General features: G+C 72.1%; 12 protein-coding genes. 7 read left to right on the forward strand and 5 right to left on the reverse strand.

What is annotated here, in order from left to right:
- Positions 1-38 precede the first annotated feature (38 nt).
- Entirely contained in the window at positions 39-788 is a 750-nt protein-coding gene (locus D7D94_RS00620) for a sulfite exporter TauE/SafE family protein (RefSeq protein WP_425486993.1), read from the reverse strand.
- Positions 788-1,867, reverse strand: coding sequence for an NYN domain-containing protein (locus tag D7D94_RS00625; protein WP_156243234.1), 1,080 nt, complete (start codon positions 1,865-1,867; stop codon positions 788-790). The genes D7D94_RS00620 and D7D94_RS00625 overlap by 1 nt, the downstream gene beginning before the upstream one ends.
- A gap of 198 nt (positions 1,868-2,065) precedes the next feature.
- On the opposite strand from D7D94_RS00625, the gene D7D94_RS00630 reads away from it, so the two are divergent.
- Positions 2,066-4,552 carry a rhamnogalacturonan lyase gene (locus tag D7D94_RS00630; protein ID WP_156240754.1) on the forward strand — a complete coding sequence of 829 codons (2,487 nt, stop codon included), beginning with the start codon at positions 2,066-2,068 and terminating at the stop codon, positions 4,550-4,552.
- A 54-nt stretch (positions 4,553-4,606) separates the two neighbouring features.
- On the opposite strand, the gene xylB is transcribed toward D7D94_RS00630, so the two are convergent.
- Positions 4,607-6,001 (reverse strand): xylulokinase, encoded by a 1,395-nt coding sequence (xylB, locus tag D7D94_RS00635; protein ID WP_156240755.1) that lies wholly within the window; start codon positions 5,999-6,001, stop codon positions 4,607-4,609.
- Positions 6,002-6,011: 10 nt separating this feature from the next.
- Complete coding sequence (xylA, locus tag D7D94_RS00640) at positions 6,012-7,202, reverse strand: xylose isomerase (RefSeq protein ID WP_156240756.1); 1,191 nt, start codon at positions 7,200-7,202, stop codon at positions 6,012-6,014.
- Between the two features lie 128 nt (positions 7,203-7,330).
- On the opposite strand from xylA, the gene D7D94_RS00645 reads away from it, so the two are divergent.
- On the forward strand, positions 7,331-9,361 hold the full coding sequence (locus tag D7D94_RS00645; protein ID WP_246171823.1) for a beta-galactosidase: 2,031 nt from the start codon (positions 7,331-7,333) through the stop codon (positions 9,359-9,361).
- Positions 9,362-9,390: 29 nt separating this feature from the next.
- Here the strand turns inward: D7D94_RS00645 and D7D94_RS00650 are convergent, their stop codons facing one another.
- Positions 9,391-10,443, reverse strand: coding sequence for a LacI family DNA-binding transcriptional regulator (locus D7D94_RS00650; RefSeq protein ID WP_246171824.1), 1,053 nt, complete (start codon positions 10,441-10,443; stop codon positions 9,391-9,393).
- Between the two features lie 186 nt (positions 10,444-10,629).
- On the opposite strand from D7D94_RS00650, the gene D7D94_RS00655 reads away from it, so the two are divergent.
- The 5 genes from D7D94_RS00655 to D7D94_RS00675 all read left to right on the forward strand — a co-directional run bounded on the left by D7D94_RS00655 (position 10,630) and on the right by D7D94_RS00675 (position 17,485).
- Positions 10,630-11,916 carry an extracellular solute-binding protein gene (locus tag D7D94_RS00655; RefSeq protein WP_156240758.1) on the forward strand — a complete coding sequence of 429 codons (1,287 nt, stop codon included), beginning with the start codon at positions 10,630-10,632 and terminating at the stop codon, positions 11,914-11,916.
- A complete protein-coding gene (locus D7D94_RS00660) occupies positions 11,913-12,920 on the forward strand; it encodes a carbohydrate ABC transporter permease (protein WP_156240759.1) in 1,008 nt (335 codons plus the stop codon). The genes D7D94_RS00655 and D7D94_RS00660 overlap by 4 nt, the downstream gene beginning before the upstream one ends.
- Positions 12,917-13,807, forward strand: a complete 891-nt coding sequence (locus D7D94_RS00665) for a carbohydrate ABC transporter permease (protein ID WP_246171825.1) — start codon at positions 12,917-12,919, stop codon at positions 13,805-13,807. The genes D7D94_RS00660 and D7D94_RS00665 overlap by 4 nt, the downstream gene beginning before the upstream one ends.
- A 26-nt stretch (positions 13,808-13,833) precedes the next feature.
- Positions 13,834-16,251: a beta-xylosidase/alpha-l-arabinosidase gene (locus tag D7D94_RS00670; RefSeq protein WP_156240760.1), complete on the forward strand. Its 2,418-nt coding sequence runs from the start codon at positions 13,834-13,836 to the stop codon at positions 16,249-16,251.
- 70 nt (positions 16,252-16,321) lie between these two features.
- Positions 16,322-17,485 (forward strand): ROK family protein, encoded by a 1,164-nt coding sequence (locus tag D7D94_RS00675; RefSeq protein ID WP_156240761.1) that lies wholly within the window; start codon positions 16,322-16,324, stop codon positions 17,483-17,485.
- Positions 17,486-17,490 lie beyond the last annotated feature (5 nt).

Raw genomic sequence — 17,490 nt, forward strand, 5'->3', positions numbered from 1 at the left:
CGACGAGGGGCGGGCTCGACGGCTCGCCCCTCGTCGTGTCAGACGAGCAGGTAGAGCGCCCCGACCACCGTCAGCACGATGACGACGCGGTCGAACACGCGCTGATCCATCCGCGCCACGAGGCGGCGGCCGGCGAACGCGCCGAGCACCACGCCGGGCGCGAGGATGAGGTCCATCAGCAGCGACGAGGGCGTGATGATGCCGAGCCCGATGGAGAACGGCAGCTTGGCGATGTTGATGATCGCGAAGAACCACGCCGAGGTTCCCAGGAACGCCTTCACCGGGAACTTCACCGCGAGGAAGTACATCGACATGACGGGCCCTGCCGCGTTGGCGACCATGGTGGCGAAGCCGCCGAGTCCGCCATAGGTCCACGCCGCGACGGTGCCCGAGCCGAAGGCGGCCTCCGTCTGCGACCGGTTCTGCACCGCGCGACGCCACAGCGTGACGGCCACGACCGCGAGCAGCAGGACCGCGATGGTCCGGCGCACCCACCCGTCGTCGGCGACCGCGAGGAAGCCCCAGCCCGCGACGAGCCCGAGCACCACGGCAGGGGCCATCCGCGCGATCACGCGCCAGTCGGCGTGGCGCCGGTAGGCGAGCAGCGCGAACATGTCGCCGAGGATGAGGAGGACGAGCAGCGCGCCCGTCGAGTCCTTCGCCGGGAGCACCGCGGCGAAGAGCGCGACGGCGAGCGTGCCGCCGCCGGGGACCGCCGTCTTCGAGAGCCCGACGACGATGGCGCCGAGCGCGAGGGCCGTCCAGACGAGCGGCGAGAGCTCGGCGATCACGCCTTCAGTCGCACGAGGCGCTCGTGCCCCGTCTCCTCGAGCTCCGCGAGGTGATCGCGGGACTTCAGGAAGTCCGAGAACGAGCGGTAGCCGAGCGCCTTCTCGCTGAAGGACGGGTCCATGCGGCGGATGTGCTGCTTGACCGCGGAGCTGTGCAGCCATCCCGCGTCGTCGCCCTTGCCCTGGCCGACCCGCAGCGCGCGCTCGAGGAGGCGGGACGCCGCCGCGTGCAGGTCCTCAGGCGGGGTCTCGTCGAACGCGAGGAACGTCTCCGGCTCCTCGGGAGCCTTCGCCTCCTCGGGGGCCTTCGCCTCCTCGGGGGCCTTCGCCTCCTCGGGGGCCTTCGCCTCCTCGATGAGCTTGGGCTTGGAGCCGCGGCGCGTCCGCGGCTTCGCCTTCGGCTCGGTCTCGTCCTTCGTCGCCGCGGCGACCTCCGGTGCGGCGTCCTTGCCCTCGTCCTTCGTCGCGGGCGCGTCGCCGGCCGACTTCGGGGCGTCCTTCTGGCCATCCGCCTTCTCCGGCGCCGCCTTCTCGTCGGACTTCGCCTTCTGCGCGGGCCGCGCGGGCAGCTGCACGCCGGGGAGCGAGTCGTACGGCTCGAACTCGTCGCAGGCCGCGGCGAGCGACTTCGCGGTCGAGCCCGCGACGCCCACGCCGACGAAGTACCGGCCGAGCCGGCGGCAGCGCTGCGCGAGCGGGACGTAGTCGGAGTCGCCGGCGACGATGACGACGTGGGTGAGGTCGGGGAGGCGGAACATGTCCTCGACCGCGTCGACGGCCAGGCGGATGTCCGCGCCGTTCTTCGCGTAGGCGGCCGCGGGGAAGAGCTGCACGAGGTCGACCGCGCGCGCCACCAGCTGCTGCCGGTAGATCGCGTTGACGGGCGCGGACCAGTCGGCGTAGGCGCGCGTGAGCACGAGGGTGCCGTACGACGCGGCGTAGTCGATGATGGCGCCGACGTCGACGGTCGCCCGAGCGAGGCGGTCGGCGATCTCCGGGTCGTGCGGGCTCTCGGCGATGCGCGAGCGGTCGCGGCTGTACGAGTTCCGCCCGTGCACGCGGTCGTACCAGGACATCACGATGTTGTCGAAGTCGAGGTAGACGGCCACGCGGCCGTCGTCATGGCTCTCGGGCACGGGCGCTCCTCGGGAGAATCGGATGGGACTCTTCGAGGGTAGTGCCGTTGCCTGGACGGGCCGATGCGGCTACCGTGGCGGTGCACAAGGAAAGCGCTTACTGAGTGTGAGCGCCATCGACGACGATGAGAGGCCCGCGTGAACCATTCGAAGAAGAGAGCCGTCGCCCGCGCGGCGAGCGGGGCGCTTGCCGCCGTGCTCGTCGTGGGACTCCCGGGAGTCGCCGCGCACGCGGCGCAGCCGTCCGCGGATGCCGGCTCCGGCCATCCGCAGCTCGAGCGGCTCGACCGCGGTCTCGTCGCCGCGACGACCGACGAGGGCGTCTTCCTCAGCTGGCGCCTCCTCGCCGAGGAGACGACCGGCGCCGGCGAGGACGGCATGCTCGGCCCCGACTTCGCGGTGTACCGCGACGGCGAGCGCATCGCGACGGTCTCGGACAGCACGAACTTCCTGGACGAGGACGGCACGGCGGATGCCTCGTACCGGGTGGCGCCCGTGGTGAACGCCGTCGAGCTCGAGGCGAGCGCGGCGGTCTCGCCGTGGAACGGCGCCTACGCGTCGCTGCCGCTGCAGAAGCCCGCCGACGGCGTGACGCCGGCGGGGGAGGCGTACACCTACTCCGCCAACGACATGTCGGTGGGCGACATGGACGGCGACGGCGACTACGAGTACGTCGTCAAGTGGTACCCGTCGAACGCGAAGGACGTCTCGCAGGTCGGGTACACCGGCAACACCTACATCGACACGTACGAGGCCGACGGCACGCTGCTGCATCGCATCGACCTCGGCGTCAACATCCGCTCGGGCGCGCACTACACGCAGTTCATGGTCTACGACTTCGATGGCGACGGCCGCTCGGAGATCATGATGAAGACGGCGCCGGGGACGAGCGTCACCGCCGACGGCGAGACCTCGTTCGTCACGATCGCCGCCGACGACGCCGCCGCCGGTGTCACGGATCAGGACGACTACCGCATGTCGGCGGAGGACTACCGCGCGCACCTCGTGGACATGTTCCGCGGCTGGAGCGATCGGGAGGAGGTCGTCTCGGGCCAGTGGCCCGCCACGCTCGAGGAAGCCTTCGGCACCGAGCCGCGCTACGACTATCCCCTCTCGGAGGCCGACGCGTCGGCGCTCGCGGACTACTTCATCGACGTCTACGCGCCCTCGCGCTCGAGCCGAAACCAGCTGCGGAACTTCGAGGGCTTCGTGATCAGCGGGCCCGAGTACCTCACGGTCTTCGAGGGCGAGACCGGCCGAGAGCTCGAGACGGTCGACTACAAGCCCGGACGCGGCGACGACGGCCTGCTGTGGGGCGATTACGCGATGTCGCGCATCGAGCCGGGCAACCGCGTCGACCGCTTCCTCGCCGGGGTCGCGTACCTCGACGGCAGCCGCCCGTCGGCGGTCTTCGCGCGCGGCTACTACACGCGCTCCACGCTCGTCGCCTACGACTGGGACGGCGAGCACCTCGCAGAGCGCTGGTACGTCGACAGCGGGCACGCGCCGATGAGCAATCCGTTCCACGACAGCCCGCACGGGGTGGATGGCACGGACCCGGAGTTCGGGACGCTCACCACGCAGGGCTTCCACTCCCTGTCGGCGGCGGACGTCGACGGCGATGGCCGGCAGGAGATCGTCTACGGATCGGCCACGATCGACGACGACGGATCGCTGCTCTACAGCTCGTTCGACGAGCTGCCCGCCGGCAGCGCGGCTCCCGGGGAGCAGGCGCGACTCGGGCACGGCGACGCCATGCACGTCACCGACATCGTGCCCGACCGCGAGGGGCTCGAGATCTTCTCCGTGCACGAGGGCGGCACGTCGGCGCCGTACGGCTGGGCGCTGCGCGACGCGGCGACCGGCGAGGTGCTCGACGGGGAGTACTCCGGCAAGGACACCGGGCGCGGCATGATCGGCGACGTCGACCCCGAGCGCGCGGGTCTCGAGTACTGGGCCGCGATGCCTCCCGGGTCGGACGGGTACCGGGAGGGGCTGGGCACGAACCAGTCGATCCGCTGGTCCGCCGACATGACGACGCAGATCGTCGAGGGCTACAACGACGAGGACGTCCGCATCGTCGACGGCTCGGGAGAGGTGCTCCTCGAAGCCGAGGGCACCCGCTCGAACAACACCACCAAGGGCAACCCGTCGCTCGTCGCCGACGTGCTCGGCGACTGGCGCGAGGAGCTCCTCGTGCGCTCGGCCGACAGCAGCGAGATCCAGATCCACCTCTCGACCGAGGTGACGGACCGCATGCTGACGACCCTCATGCACGACGCGCAGTACCGGCCGGAGGTCGCGCGGCAGAACACCGCCTACAACCAGCCCAGCTACACCGAGTACATGCTCGCGTCGGACATCGACTGGCAGGACGTGCCCGTCTACACGACCGAGGTCGTCGCGCCCGCGCCGACGTTCGTGGAGCGGCCCGGCCGCGGCCAGGACGGCTATCGCGTCCCCGAGGTCGAGGGGGTGAGCTACTACGTCGACGGCGAGCGGGTCGAGCCCGGCTTCCACCGCGAGAAGCGCGCCGTGGCGATCTCTGCCGTGCCCGACGCGTGGTTCTCCCTCGCGACGGATGTGCCGTCGACCTGGGAGTACTCCTTCCGCGCGGGTCGCTGAGAACGCGACGAAGAGGCGGGGCCGCGGATTCGCGGCCCCGCCTCTTCGCTCGGGTCAGGGCAGGCGGGCGGCGTACTGCGCGCGGATGGCCGGACGCGTGTCGACGGGGAGGGTCGCGGAGGTGCGCAGCGGCCACTCCGGCCGCTCGCCGGTCAGCGCCCAAGCCGCCTGGACCGCGGCGCCGAGCGCCACGTACTCGCCGGGCTCCGGGACGACGACCGGTGCGTCCAGCACCTGCGCCGCGATGGCCTGCACCGCAGGACTCTGCGCGGCGCCGCCCACGAGCAGCACCCGCTCGGCGGCGACGCCGTGCGAGCGGATGGCGTCGAGCCCCTCGGCGAGCCCGCACAGCACGCCCTCGATCGCGGCGCGGGCCAGGTTCTCCCGGGTCGTCGATCCGAGCGTCATCCCGAACAGGGTCGCGGTCGCGTCGGGCAGGTTCGGCGTGCGCTCGCCCTCGAACCAGGGCTGCAGCACGAGGCCGCCCGCACCCGGTTCCGCGGCGAGGGCCAGCCGCGCGAGCTCGGCGTGGTCGACCCCGAGGAGGCGCGCGGTCGCGTCGAGCACGCGCGCGGCGTTGAGGGTCGTGACGATCGGGAGGAACTCACCGGCGGCGTCGGCGAAGCCCGCCACCGTCCCCGACGCGTCCCGCACCGCCACATCGGTGACGGCGAAGACCGTGCCGCTCGTCCCGATCGAGATGCCGATGTCGCCGGGGCGGGCGCCGAGGCCGAGCGCGGCGCCGGCGTTGTCGCCCGCGCCGGGCGCGACGACGAAGCCCGGGCCGTCGACGTGCTCCGACGGCGCGAGGACGCGCGGCAGCACGATGGCGTCCGCCGAGCGCCGCAGCGCGGACGCGAGCAGCTCGCGGTCGTAGGCGTTCCGCGACGGGTCGAAGTAGGCCGTTCCGCTCGCGTCCGATCGGTCGGTGGCCAGCTCCTCGAGAACCGGCCCGCGCTCGCCATCCGGCCCGAAGCCGCGCAGGCGCCAGGTCAGCCAGTCGTGGGGCAGGGCCACCGCCGCCACGCGCGCGGCGTTCTCCGGCTCGTGGTCTGCCAGCCACCGCAGCTTCGTCGCGGTGAACGACGCGACCGGGACGAGTCCCGCGCGCGCGGCGAAGGCGTCAGCGCCGATCTCCGCGGTCAGCGCCGCCGCCGCGTCCGCCGATCGGGTGTCGTTCCAGAGGAGAGCGGGGCGGATGACCTCGCCGTCGGCATCGAGTGCCACCATGCCGTGCTGCTGGCCCGCGATGGAGACCGCGGCGACGTCGTCGAGACCGCCGGCGTCCGCGATCGCGGTCTGCAGCGCGTCCCACCAGTGACCGGGGTCGATCTCCGAGCCGTCCGGGTGGGAGGCGCGGCCGGTGCGCGCGACGTCGCCGGTGGCGACGTCGCGCACGACGACCTTGCAGCTCTGCGTGGACGAGTCGATGCCGGCGACGAGTGTCATCCGCGCCTCCTCACCGGGCGCCGAGCAGGTGCTCGGTCGCGAGCTGCTGCAGTCGGACGAACCCGAATCCGTGGCCGCCGAGGTAGGCGTCGGCGTCGAAGTCCTCGTAGGCCGAGCGGTCGCTCAGGAAGTCATCGTACGACTCGCCCTCGTTCAGCGTGGGCCGCGCGAGCTCGTCGACCTTGGCGGCGGCGAGGGCCTCCTGCACCTCGGGGTCCGCGCGGAACGCGGCGGCGCGCTCCTTCAGCAGGAGGTACGTGCGCATGTTCGCGGAGACCGAGTCCCACACGCCGCGCTCGTCCTCGGTGCGGCTGGGCTTGTAGTCGAAGTGACGCGGGCCCTCGTAGGCGGGGACGCCGCCGGGGCCGCCGTTCTCGAGGAGGTCGACGAGTGCGAAGGCGTTGTGCAGGTCGCCGTGCCCGAACACGAGGTCCTGGTCGTACTTGATGCCGCGCTGGCCGTTGAGGTCGATGTGGAAGAGCTTGCCGTGGTACAGCGCCTGCGCGATGCCGGCGGCGAAGTTCAGACCCGCCATCTGCTCGTGTCCGACCTCGGGGTTGAGGCCGACGAGCTCGGGACGCTCGAGCGAGTCGATGAAGGCGATCGCGTGGCCCAGCGTGGGCAGCAGGATGTCGCCGCGCGGCTCGTTCGGCTTCGGCTCGATCGCGAAGCGGATGTCGTACCCCTTGTCGACGACGTAGTCGCCGAGGAGGTTCACGGCCTCGCGGTAGCGCTCGAGCGCCGCGCGGATGTCCTTCGCCGAGTCGTACTCGGCGCCCTCGCGGCCGCCCCACATGACGAAGGTCTTGGCGCCCAGCTCGGCGCCGAGGTCGAGCTGGCGGAAGACCTTGCGCAGCGCGTAGCGGCGCACCTGACGGTCGTTGGAGGTGAAGCCGCCGTCCTTGAACACGGGGGCGCTGAAGAGGTTGGTCGTGACCATCGGCACGATGAGACCGGTGTCGGCCAGCGCGCCCTTCAGACGGTCGATCTGCTTCTGACGCTCGGCGTCGGTCGAGCCGAAGGCGAACAGGTCGTCGTCGTGGAAGGTGAGGCCGTATGCGCCGAGCTCGGAGAGCTTCTCGACGGCGTGCACGACGTCGAGGGCGGGCCGGGTCGGGCCGCCGAACGGGTCGGTGCCGTTGTATCCGACGGTCCACAGACCGAATGAGAACTTGTCGTCCCGGGTGGGAGTGAGCGACATGGGGGTACGTCCTTCAGCATCGTCGGTGAAATGTTGTGAGGCTGAACATATCACGCTTCCCGCGGCGGTGGGGGAGTCTGGGGTGCGTGCATTGACAGTTTGTTTCGCGCCAATACATAATGGCTCCGATGACCTTCACACCGGATGCGATCCTCTTCGGAGGCGACTACAACCCCGAGCAATGGTCGCGGGAGGTGTGGCGAGACGACATCGCGCTCATGCGGCGCGCGAAGGTGAACACGGTGACGCTCGGGGTGTTCTCCTGGGCGCTCCTGGAACCCCGGGAAGGGCAGTACGACACCGCCTGGCTCGATGAGATCATCGGACTGCTCGACGAGGCCGGCATCGGGTTCTTCCTCGCGACGCCGACCGCTTCGCCGCCCCCGTGGTTCTCGCTCGCGCATCCCGACGCCATGCCCGTGCGCGCCGACGGCGTCGTGCTGTCGCATGGCTCCCGCGACACCTACGCGGTGAGCGCGCCGGCCTACCGCTCGGCCTCCCGCGCCGTCGCCCGCCTGCTGGGCGAGCGCTATGGCGCCCACCCGGGCCTGCGCGGCTGGCACATCCACAACGAGTACGGGACGCTCGACTACGGCCCGCACGCGGCCCGTGCCTTCCGCCTATGGCTCCAGCAGCGCTACGGGTCGCTCGATGCCCTCAACGAGGCGTGGTGCACCGCGTTCTGGGCGCAACGGTATGGCGAGTGGGCCGAGATCCTGCCCCCGCGCGCGACGCAGTACCTGCACAACCCGGCTCTCGCCGTGGACTTCCGCCGCTTCTCCTCCGACGAGATGCTGGCGGCGTTCGAGGAGCAGAAGGCGGAGCTGCGCGCTGCGGGGTCGACGGCGCCGGTCACGACGAACTTCATGCTGCCGACCTGGAACCACCTCGAGCAGTGGTCGTGGTCCGCCGCGCAGGACATCGTGTCCATCGATCACTACCTCGACACGACAGGACCCGACGGCGAGACGCACGTCGCCTACTGCTCGGACCTCACGCGATCATGGGCGGACGGGCCCTGGGTGCTCATGGAGCAGAACGCCCGCGGAATCCGGGTGGGAGATCGCACCTTCGCGAAGTCCGACGACCGGATGATCCGCAATGCGCTGGGCTACATCGCGCGCGGATCGCAGAGCGCGCTGTTCTTCCAATGGCGTGCCGGTGCCGGCGGGTCCGAGCAGTGGCATGGCGCGCTCGTCCCGCACGGCGGCGGGGACTCGCCGCTGTTCGCGCCGGTGGTCGAACTCGGCGGCATGCTGGAGCGACTCGGCGAGATCACGGCGCCGCCGGAGGACGGGCGGTGCATCGAATCCGACATCGCCATCGTGTGGCACGCGGACTCCTGGTGGGGGCTCGAGACCCCTCACCTGCCGAACGACGCGGTGACCTACTCGGACGAGGTGCGAGCCGCGCATCGCTCGCTGTGGCGCGCCGGTCTTGCGACCGACTTCGTCGCGCCCGGTTCCGACGTCTCCCGATACCGCCTGCTGCTCGTGCCCGCGCTGTACACCGCTGCCGTGGAGACAGTGAACTGGCTCCGGGAATACGCGGAGGCGGGCGGGCGCGTGGTGATCTCCGCGCCCGCCGTGCTCGCCGACGAGAACCAGCGCGTCGGCACCCCGGCGCACCGCGAGGCCGTGCACGCGCTGCTGGGTGCTGTCGTGGACGACGTCCTCCCGGTGGCTCCCGGGGAGCGGTCGATGCTCGACGACGGCGCCGCGGCAGAGGAGTGGATGGAGCGTCTGACGCTGCTCGACGCCCGGCCCGTCGCCTCCTTCGCGGACGGACCGCTCGCGGGCGCCCCCGCCATCACCGAGGCCAGCCGCGGTGCCGGCGTCGTGACCTACGTCGGAGCACGTCTGCAGCAGGAGTCTCGAGACGCCTTCCTCGCGCGGCAGGCGCAGGCGGTCGGGGCGACGCCGACCGTCGCGGGCGCCCAGGAGCTCGGGGTCGAGGCGGTGCGGCGACGCGGCGCCGAAGACGACTACCTCTTCCTCCTCCATCACGGCGCTCACGACGTGCGGGTGTCCGCCGATGGCGTCGAGCTCCTCACCGGCGATGCAGCGGACGGGCTCGTGCTCGCCGGGGGAGGGGTCGCCGTGGTGCGAGTCCGGCGCTCCGCTCCCGTCGAGGTCCGACCTGCATCCCCGACGACCTGACGGGCGGGCCGCGCAGCGGAGAGCGGATCTCAGCTCGGCGGCGCGGTGGACGCGCGGGCGACGAGGCGAGCGGGCATCCGCACGTGCGCGTCCTCGTCCCGCGACGCGTCCGCCGCGCCGTCCAGGAGGTCCAGGAGGATCCGCAGCGCGGCGGCCCCCATCTCGCGCAGCGGCTGGCGGATGGTCGTGAGCGGCGGCTCGTGCGACGCCGCGGCGGGGATGTCGTCGAAGCCGACGACGGACAGCTGACCGGGCACGGCGAGTCCGCGCTGGCGGGCGATCTCGATCACGCGGATGGCCGAGAGATCGTTCGCGGCGAAGATCGCGGTGGGCGGGTCGGCGAGGGAGAGCAGGTGCTCCGCCGCGGCGGACGACTCGTCGGGGCGGTACCCGCCGTCGGCGACGAGCGCGGGGTCGAAGGGGAGGCCCGCCGCCTCGAGCGCCGTGCGGTATCCCTCCTCGCGGAGGCGCGCGGACTCGAGGTCGCGCCGCCCGCGGACGTGCGCGATGCGCGTGTGACCGAGGTCGATGAGATGCCGCGTGGCGGCGATCGCCCCGCCGAGGTTGTCGCTGTCGACGGTCGTCGGCCCGGTGGGGCCCGTGTGCGGATCGATCGCCACGACGGGAACGGTGGCCGAGGGCGCCTCCACCGTGGGAGTGACGATGATGGCGCCGTCGATGAGGGTCCCGCCGAGCCGGGAGAGCGAGCGGCGCTCCCATCCCTGCACCGCGGCGCCGTCGCCCCGTGACAGGCTGCCGGCGTACGAGAGCAGGTCGTAGCCGGTTCCCTGGAGAGCGTCGGAGATGCCCTCCAGGAGTGCGAGGGCGAACGGCTCGAACTCCGCCACCAGCACGCCGATGACGTGGGTGCGGCCGCGCCGCAGCGACGAGGCGATGAGCGAGGACTCGTAGCCGAGCTCCTCCACCACCCGCAGCACCTGCGCCGCCGTGCTCGCTGCGACCCCGTAGCGGCCGTTGATGACCTTCGACACCGTGGAGACCGACACGCCGGCGGCCTGCGCCACGTCATGGATGGTCGCTCGGCTCGGCAGGGCGTCGGGGAGGGGCGCGGGCGTCGTCACACGACCACGCTAGCGGTCGTCGAGCCATTCGCAGCCCTTCTGCGGTCCGCGTTCTCAATCGATATCGAAAACGATGTCGATATCGATTGACATCGTGTGGGAGCGGTGCCATTCTCGGTTCGGCGGGAGAGACGTCGGCGACAAGCCGAGCACCGCCAGTGCCACTCGATGACGAGGAGAGACGCAATGAGAGCACGCAGGTACCTGACGGCCGCCGCCGTCGCCGGGGCGATGACGCTCACGGGATGCGCCGCGGCCGGGGGCGCCGGGGGCGACGGCGGCGACGGCGACGTCGCGATGACCCTCTGGCACAACTCGACCACGGGCGACGGCAAGCAGTACTGGGAAGACGCCGCTGCGGCCTTCGAGGAGGAGAACCCCGGTGTCTCCATCGAGGTGCAGTCCATCCAGAACGAGGACATGGACGGCCGCCTGCAGACGGCCGTGAACTCCGGGGACATGCCCGACATCTTCATGGCGCGTGGCGGCGGCAAGCTCGCCGACATCGTGGCGGCAGGCGCGGTGAAGGACCTCACCGACCTCGTCGCCGACGACGTGCGCGCCGACTACGGCGACGGCGTGTTCGACGCCTTCACCGTCGACGGCGCGGTGTACGGGCTGCCGACCGCCGTGCTTCCCGGCGGGATCTTCTACAGCGAGGACCTGTTCGCGGAGGCCGGCATCGAGCCGCCGACGTCGATGAACGAGCTCGTGGCAGCGACCGAGGCGCTCAAGGGCGCGGACGTCGCGCCCATCGCGCTGGGCGGCATGGACGCGTGGCCCGCCGCGCACTGGTACTACTTCTTCGCACTGCGGGAGTGCGGGCAGGACGTGATGTCGGACATCGCGACGACCCGCGACTTCTCCGACGACTGCTGGCTCGCCGCGGGGGAGGACCTGGCGGAGTTCGCTGAGAAGGAGCCGTTCAACGAGGGCTTCCTCACCACGCCCGCGCAGCAGGGAGCCGGTTCGTCCGCCGGTCTCCTCGCCAACCACCAGGCCGCGATGGAGCTCATGGGCGGCTGGAACGTCGGCGTGATCGCGTCGCTGACCCCCGACCAGAAGCCGCTGGCCGATCTCGGCTGGTTCCCGTTCCCGGCCGTCGAGGGCGGTGACGGCGACCCCGCCGCGATGATGGGCGGCGTCGACGGATACTCCTGCTCGGTCGACTCGCCGTCCGCCTGCGAGGACTTCCTCAACTTCATCGCCTCGCAGGAGTGGCAGGAGAAGTACGCGCAGGCGTACCAGACCATCCCCGCTTCGAAGGCGGCTCAGGGCGCCGTGACCGAGCCCGCGCTCGAGCCGCTCATGGCGGCGTACAACGACGCCTCCTACGTCGCGGTGTGGCTGGACACATCGCTCGGTCAGAACGTGGGCAACGCGCTCAACACCGCGGTGGTGGAGATGCTGTCGGGCAACGGCTCGCCCGAGGGCATCGTCGAGGCCGTCGAGGGCGCCGCGGCTCGCGGATGACGACCGTGACCGCCCCCGTGCTCGCAGAGAACACGACGGAGACCGGCGCATCCGCGCCGGTCTCCGGCCGGGCCCGCGGCGCAGCGCGTCGCGGCGGCGCCGACTGGCGCAAGCGCGGCGAGATCGCGCTGCTGGCCGGCCCCGCCGTGATCGTGTTCGTGGCGTTCGTCATCTTCCCGGTGCTGATGGCCGCCTACTACGGCTTCTTCAGCTGGAAGGGCTTCGGCCCGCCCGCCGACTTCGTCGGCCTGCAGAACTACACCGCCATCCTGCAGGACCCGACCTTCCGAGACGCGGTGATCCACAACGGCGTCATCGTCGTGGCCTCGCTCGTGCTGCAGGGTCCGCTGGCCATCCTCTTCGCCCTGCTGCTGAACCAGCCGATCCGAGGCCGCTCGCTCATCCGCGTGCTCATCTTCGTCCCGTACGTGATCGCCGAGGTCGTCGTCGGCACCGGGTGGAGCCTGATGCTGCAGGACGCGGGCGCGGTCAACGGCCTGCTCGCGAAGGTCGGGCTGGAGGGCCTGTCCTGGCTCGCCGACCCGGACGTGGCGATGGGCACCCTCCTGGTCATCATCACGTGGAAGTACATCGGGTTCGCCGTCATCCTCATGCTCGCCGGCCTGCAGGGCATCCCCGAGGAGCTGTACGAGGCGGCGGCCATCGACGGCGCGTCGTTCTGGCAGATCCAGCGGCGGATCACGCTGCCGCTGCTCGGGCCGACCATCCGCATCTGGGCGTTCCTGTCGATCATCGGGTCGCTGCAGCTGTTCGACCTCGTCAACATCATCTGGGGTCAGTACGTCTCGTCGACCGCCGGCACATCCACCATGGCGACCTACATGTACCTCAACGGGCACATGGCGGGGAACTACGGCTTCGGCAACGCGGTCGCGGTCGTGCTGTTCGTGATCTCCCTGGCCGTCGCCCTCGTCTATCAGCGCTTCGTGCTGCGACGCGACACCGAAGGCGCCCTCACGGGCGGGAAGGAGCGGAGACGTTGAGCTCCACTGCACTGCTCGTCGTCCCGAGCGCGCGGCGACGCCGCGCCGCGGAGTCCCGCGCCCGCGGTGCCGGCGCGGGCAACCGGACGGTTACCTACCTGTGCGCGGTGGTGCTCATCGCGATCTGCATGGGTCCCGTGCTGTACATCGTGCTGGGCGGTTTCCGGACCAACTCGCAGATCACCGCCGACCCCTCGGGGCTCCCGGCTCCGTGGGTGCTGTCGAACTACACGGAGGTGCTGGCGAGCGCGACGTTCTGGCGGTCGATGGCCAGCTCGACGGTGACCGCGCTCGGCACGACCGCCGGCGTCGTCGCCCTCGGTCTCATGGCGAGCTACGTGCTCGCGCGCTACCGCTTCGCCGGCAGGGGCGCGCTCTACGCGCTGTTCGCGGCGGGGCTGATGTTCCCCGTGACCGTCGCCATCACGCCGCTCTACCTGCTCGTGCGCGGCCTCGGCCTCACGAACAGCCTGCTGGGCGTGATCCTGCCCCAGATCGCCTTCGCCCTGCCGACGACGATCATCATCCTCGTCCCGTTCCTGCGCGCCATCCCCGCGGAAATCGAGGAGGCGGCCTCGATCGACGGCGCCTCGCGGCTCGGGTTCTTCTTCCGGATGGTGCTGCCGCTGAGCCTGCCGGGGGTCGTCACCACGGGCATCCTGGCCTTCATCGGGTCGTGGAACGGGTACATGCTGCCGCTGTTCATCCTCAACGACCCGAACCTGTTCACGCTGCCGCTCGGCGTGCAGAACTTCTCCTCGCAGTACTCCGTCGACACCGCGCGCGTGCTCGCATTCACGTCGCTGTCGATGCTGCCCGCACTCGTCTTCTTCAGCCTCTTCGAGCGCCGCATCGTGGGCGGGCTCAGCGGGGCGGTGAAGGGATGACCCTCCTCGACCCATCCGGGAGCACCATGACCGAACATCCCCGTCTGCCCGAGGTGTCGGAGTGCGTGCGCGCGCTGTGGCAGCGCATGACGCTCGAGGAGAAGCTCGCGCAGCTGGTCGGGTACTGGCTCGACCGCGGCGGCGAGGTGGTCGCGCCGATGCAGGGCGAGATGGCGGAGGCGGAGCCGGGGCGCGCGCTCGCGGACATCACGCGCGACGGCATCGGACACTACACGCGCGTCTACGGCACGCGGCCGGTCGACCCCGTGGAGCGGGCGCGCTGGCTCTGGGACGAGCAGCGTCGCCTGATCTCCGCCACGCGCCTCGGCATCCCCGCGATCGTCCACGAGGAGTGCCTGACCGGGCTCGCCGCGTGGAAGGCGGCGACCTTCCCCACGCCGCTCGCGTGGGGAGCGGCGTTCGACCCCGACCTCGTCGCCGAGATGGGCGCGGCGATCGGCGAGACCATGCGCGCGCTCGGCATCCATCAGGGGCTCGCACCCGTGCTCGACGTCGTCGCAGACGCGCGCTGGGGCCGCGTCGACGAGTGCATCGGCGAGGACCCGTACCTCGTCGGCGCCGTGGGCACGGCCTACGTGCGCGGCCTGCAGAGCGCGGGGGTGCACGCCACGCTCAAGCACTTCCTCGGATACTCGACGTCTCGGGCCGGGCGCAATCACGCGCCCGCGGCGGTGGGGCCCCGCGAGATCGCGGACGTCTACCTGCCGCCGTTCGAGATGGCGCTCCGCGACGGCGGTGCGCGGTCGGTGATGAACAGCTACGCCGATATCGATGGCGTGCCGGTCGCCGCCGACCCGCACCTCCTCACGCACGTGCTGCGCGAGGAGCTCGGCTTCGACGGGACGGTGGTGTCTGACTACTTCTCCGTCGCCTTCCTCGAGGTCATGCACGGCACCGCGGCCGACCGCGGGGAGGCCGCCGCGCAGGCGCTGGCGGCCGGCATCGACGTCGAGCTGCCATCGGGTGACGCGTACCTCGCGCCCCTGGCCGAGCGCGTGCGCGCGGGAGCGGTGGATCCGGCGCACGTGGATCGCGCCGTGCTCCGCGTCCTCGCGCAGAAGGAGGAGCTGGGCCTGCTCGACGCGGACGCCTTCGCCGACGAGCCGCCCGCCGCGATCGACCTCGACTCGCCGCGCCACCGCGACATCGCCCGGCGCCTCGCGGCGGAGTCCATCGTGCTCCTGCGCGACGAGGGGCCGCTGCCGCTGCCCGCCGACGCGCGTCGCATCGCCGTCGTCGGGCCCAACGCCGACCGGGCGGAGGCGCTGCAGGGCTGCTACTCCTTCGCCAACCACGTGCTCGCGCACCATCCCGGCCATCCGCTCGGGTTCGCCATCCCCACCGTGCGGGAGGCGCTCGCCGCCGCGCTGCCGGATGCGGAGATCGTGCACGAGCCCGGATGCGACGTGGCGGGCGACGACGACGCGGGGTTCCGACCCGCGATCGACGCGGTCGCGGCCGCCGACGTCGCGGTCGTGGTGGTGGGAGACCAGGCGGGACTGTTCGGACGCGGCACGGTGGGCGAGGGGAATGACACGGAGTCGCTGGATCTCCCCGGCCGGCAGCGCGAGCTCGCGGCGGCGGCCGTGGCGACGGGAACGCCGGTCGTGCTCGTCGTCCTCTCGGGGCGGCCGTACGTGCTGGACTGGGCACTCGAGGGGCCGCGTGCCCCCGCGGCCGTGCTGCAGGCGTTCTTCCCGGGCGAGGCGGGCGGCGAGGCGCTCGCCGACATCCTCACCGGGGCGGTGTCGCCCTCGGGCCGCCTCCCCGTCTCGCTGCCGCGCTCCGCCGGCGCGCAGCCGTACCGCTATCTGCGACCGAAGCTCGGCGGCCCCTCGGACGTCACCTCGGCGGATCCGACGCCGGTGCGGCCGTTCGGATTCGGTCTGTCGTACACGGCCTTCGCCTACGACGACCTCGAGGTGAGCGGGAGCGCCGCGACGGATGGCCTCCTCCACGCCGCCGTGACCGTGACGAACACGGGAGCGCGCGCGGGCGACCACGTCGTGCAGCTGTACGGGCGTGACGTCGTCGCGTCCGTCGCCCGACCCGCCGTGCAGCTCCTCGGCTTCCAGCGGGTCTCGCTCGAGCGCGGGGCATCGGCGCGGGTGGAGTTCGAGGTGCCCGCCGCGCGCTTCGCCTTCAGCGATCGCCGGATGGTCCGCGTCGTCGAACCGGGGGACGTCGAGATGTGGGTCGCGGCCCACGCGGAGGCCTCGGCGGTCGACACCGCCGACGTCGGAGACATCAGCGCGGAGCACCGCGCTCCGGTGCGTCGGGTGCCGGGGGAGAGCACGCCGCGCGCGCTCGCCCGGCTGACCGGCCCCGTGCACGAGGTGACGGCGGCCGACGCGCGCGTCGTGCGCGCGCGCGTCCGCGAGCTGGCGGAGGTGGGAGGGCCGGTCGGCGTGCGCGCGCGGTGACGGGCATCGCCTCCCGATATGGTGGGGGCGCCGACATAAGCCGCGATGAGCGGCCGACGAGGGGAGCCCGATGGCGGAGCGCACGGCGAGCGTCGAGGGCGTGCGACGTCGGAACCTCGGCGAGGTGCTGCGCCTCGTGCACGAACAGGGGCCGCAGCCGCGCGCACGGATCACGGCGGACACGGGCCTCAACCGGTCCACCGTCGCCGACCTCGTTGCGGCGCTCGCCGACGCGGGGCTCGTGGCCGAGCGCGAGCCCGATCCGACGCGACGCGTGGGCCGGCCGTCGCCCATCGTCGTGCCGAGCGATGACGTCGTCGTGATCGCGGCGAACCCGGAGGTCGACGCCCTCGAGGTCGCCGCGATCGCGCTCAGCGGCGCCGTCCGCGCGCGCGTGCGCGAGGAGTGCCGGGAGCTTCTCACGCCGGAGCAGACCGCCGATGCGCTGGCGCGCATCGTGAGCGGATGGCGGGAGCGCGACCTCAAGGACGCGCGTCTGGTGGGCGCGGGGCTGGCCGTGCCCGGTCTCGTCAGCCTCGACGGCGGGGTGGTGCGTCTCGCTCCGCACCTGCACTGGGAGGAGGCGCCGGTCGCGGCCATCGTCGAGGCGCGTCTGGATCTTCCCGTGGTCATCGGCAACGATGCCACGCTCGGCGCCCGTGCGGAGCATCTCTTCGGGGCGGCGGCCGGCCACCGCGACGTCGTCTACCTCAACGGCGGCGCGAGCGGCATCGGCGGCGGCCTCATCGTCGACGGCCGCGTCGTCGGCGGCGCGGGCGGCTACGCGGGGGAGTGGGGAAGGACGCGTCCTGGCCTCCTCGACGACGCGGATCGGCGGACCCCGGAGGGCGCGCTGGAGGACGAGGTCAGCCGGGCGCGGCTGCTGGCCGTGCTCGGTCTCGACGCCGCCGACGACCCGACGCTCGCCGACGCGCTCGCCGCCTCCGGCCATCCCGAGGTTCACGCCGAGGTCGAGCGCCAGCGCCGCATCCTCGCCACGGCGCTCGCGAACGCCGTCAACGTGCTGAACCCGTCGGCCATCGTGCTCGGCGGCTTCCTCGGCATGCTCGTCGCGGCCGACCCGGCCGGCTTCGATGCGGCGGTGCGCGGACAGGCGCTTGCCCCGGCCGCCGAGGAGCTCGTCGTCCGCGCGGCGGGCCTGGCCGAGGACCGCCTGCTCATCGGGGCGGCCGAGGCCGCGTTCGCACCGCTCCTCGCGGACCCGCTCGGCTGACGCCC

It is taken from the genome of Microbacterium oryzae, from assembly GCF_009735645.1.
Lineage (GTDB): Bacteria > Actinomycetota > Actinomycetes > Actinomycetales > Microbacteriaceae > Microbacterium > Microbacterium oryzae.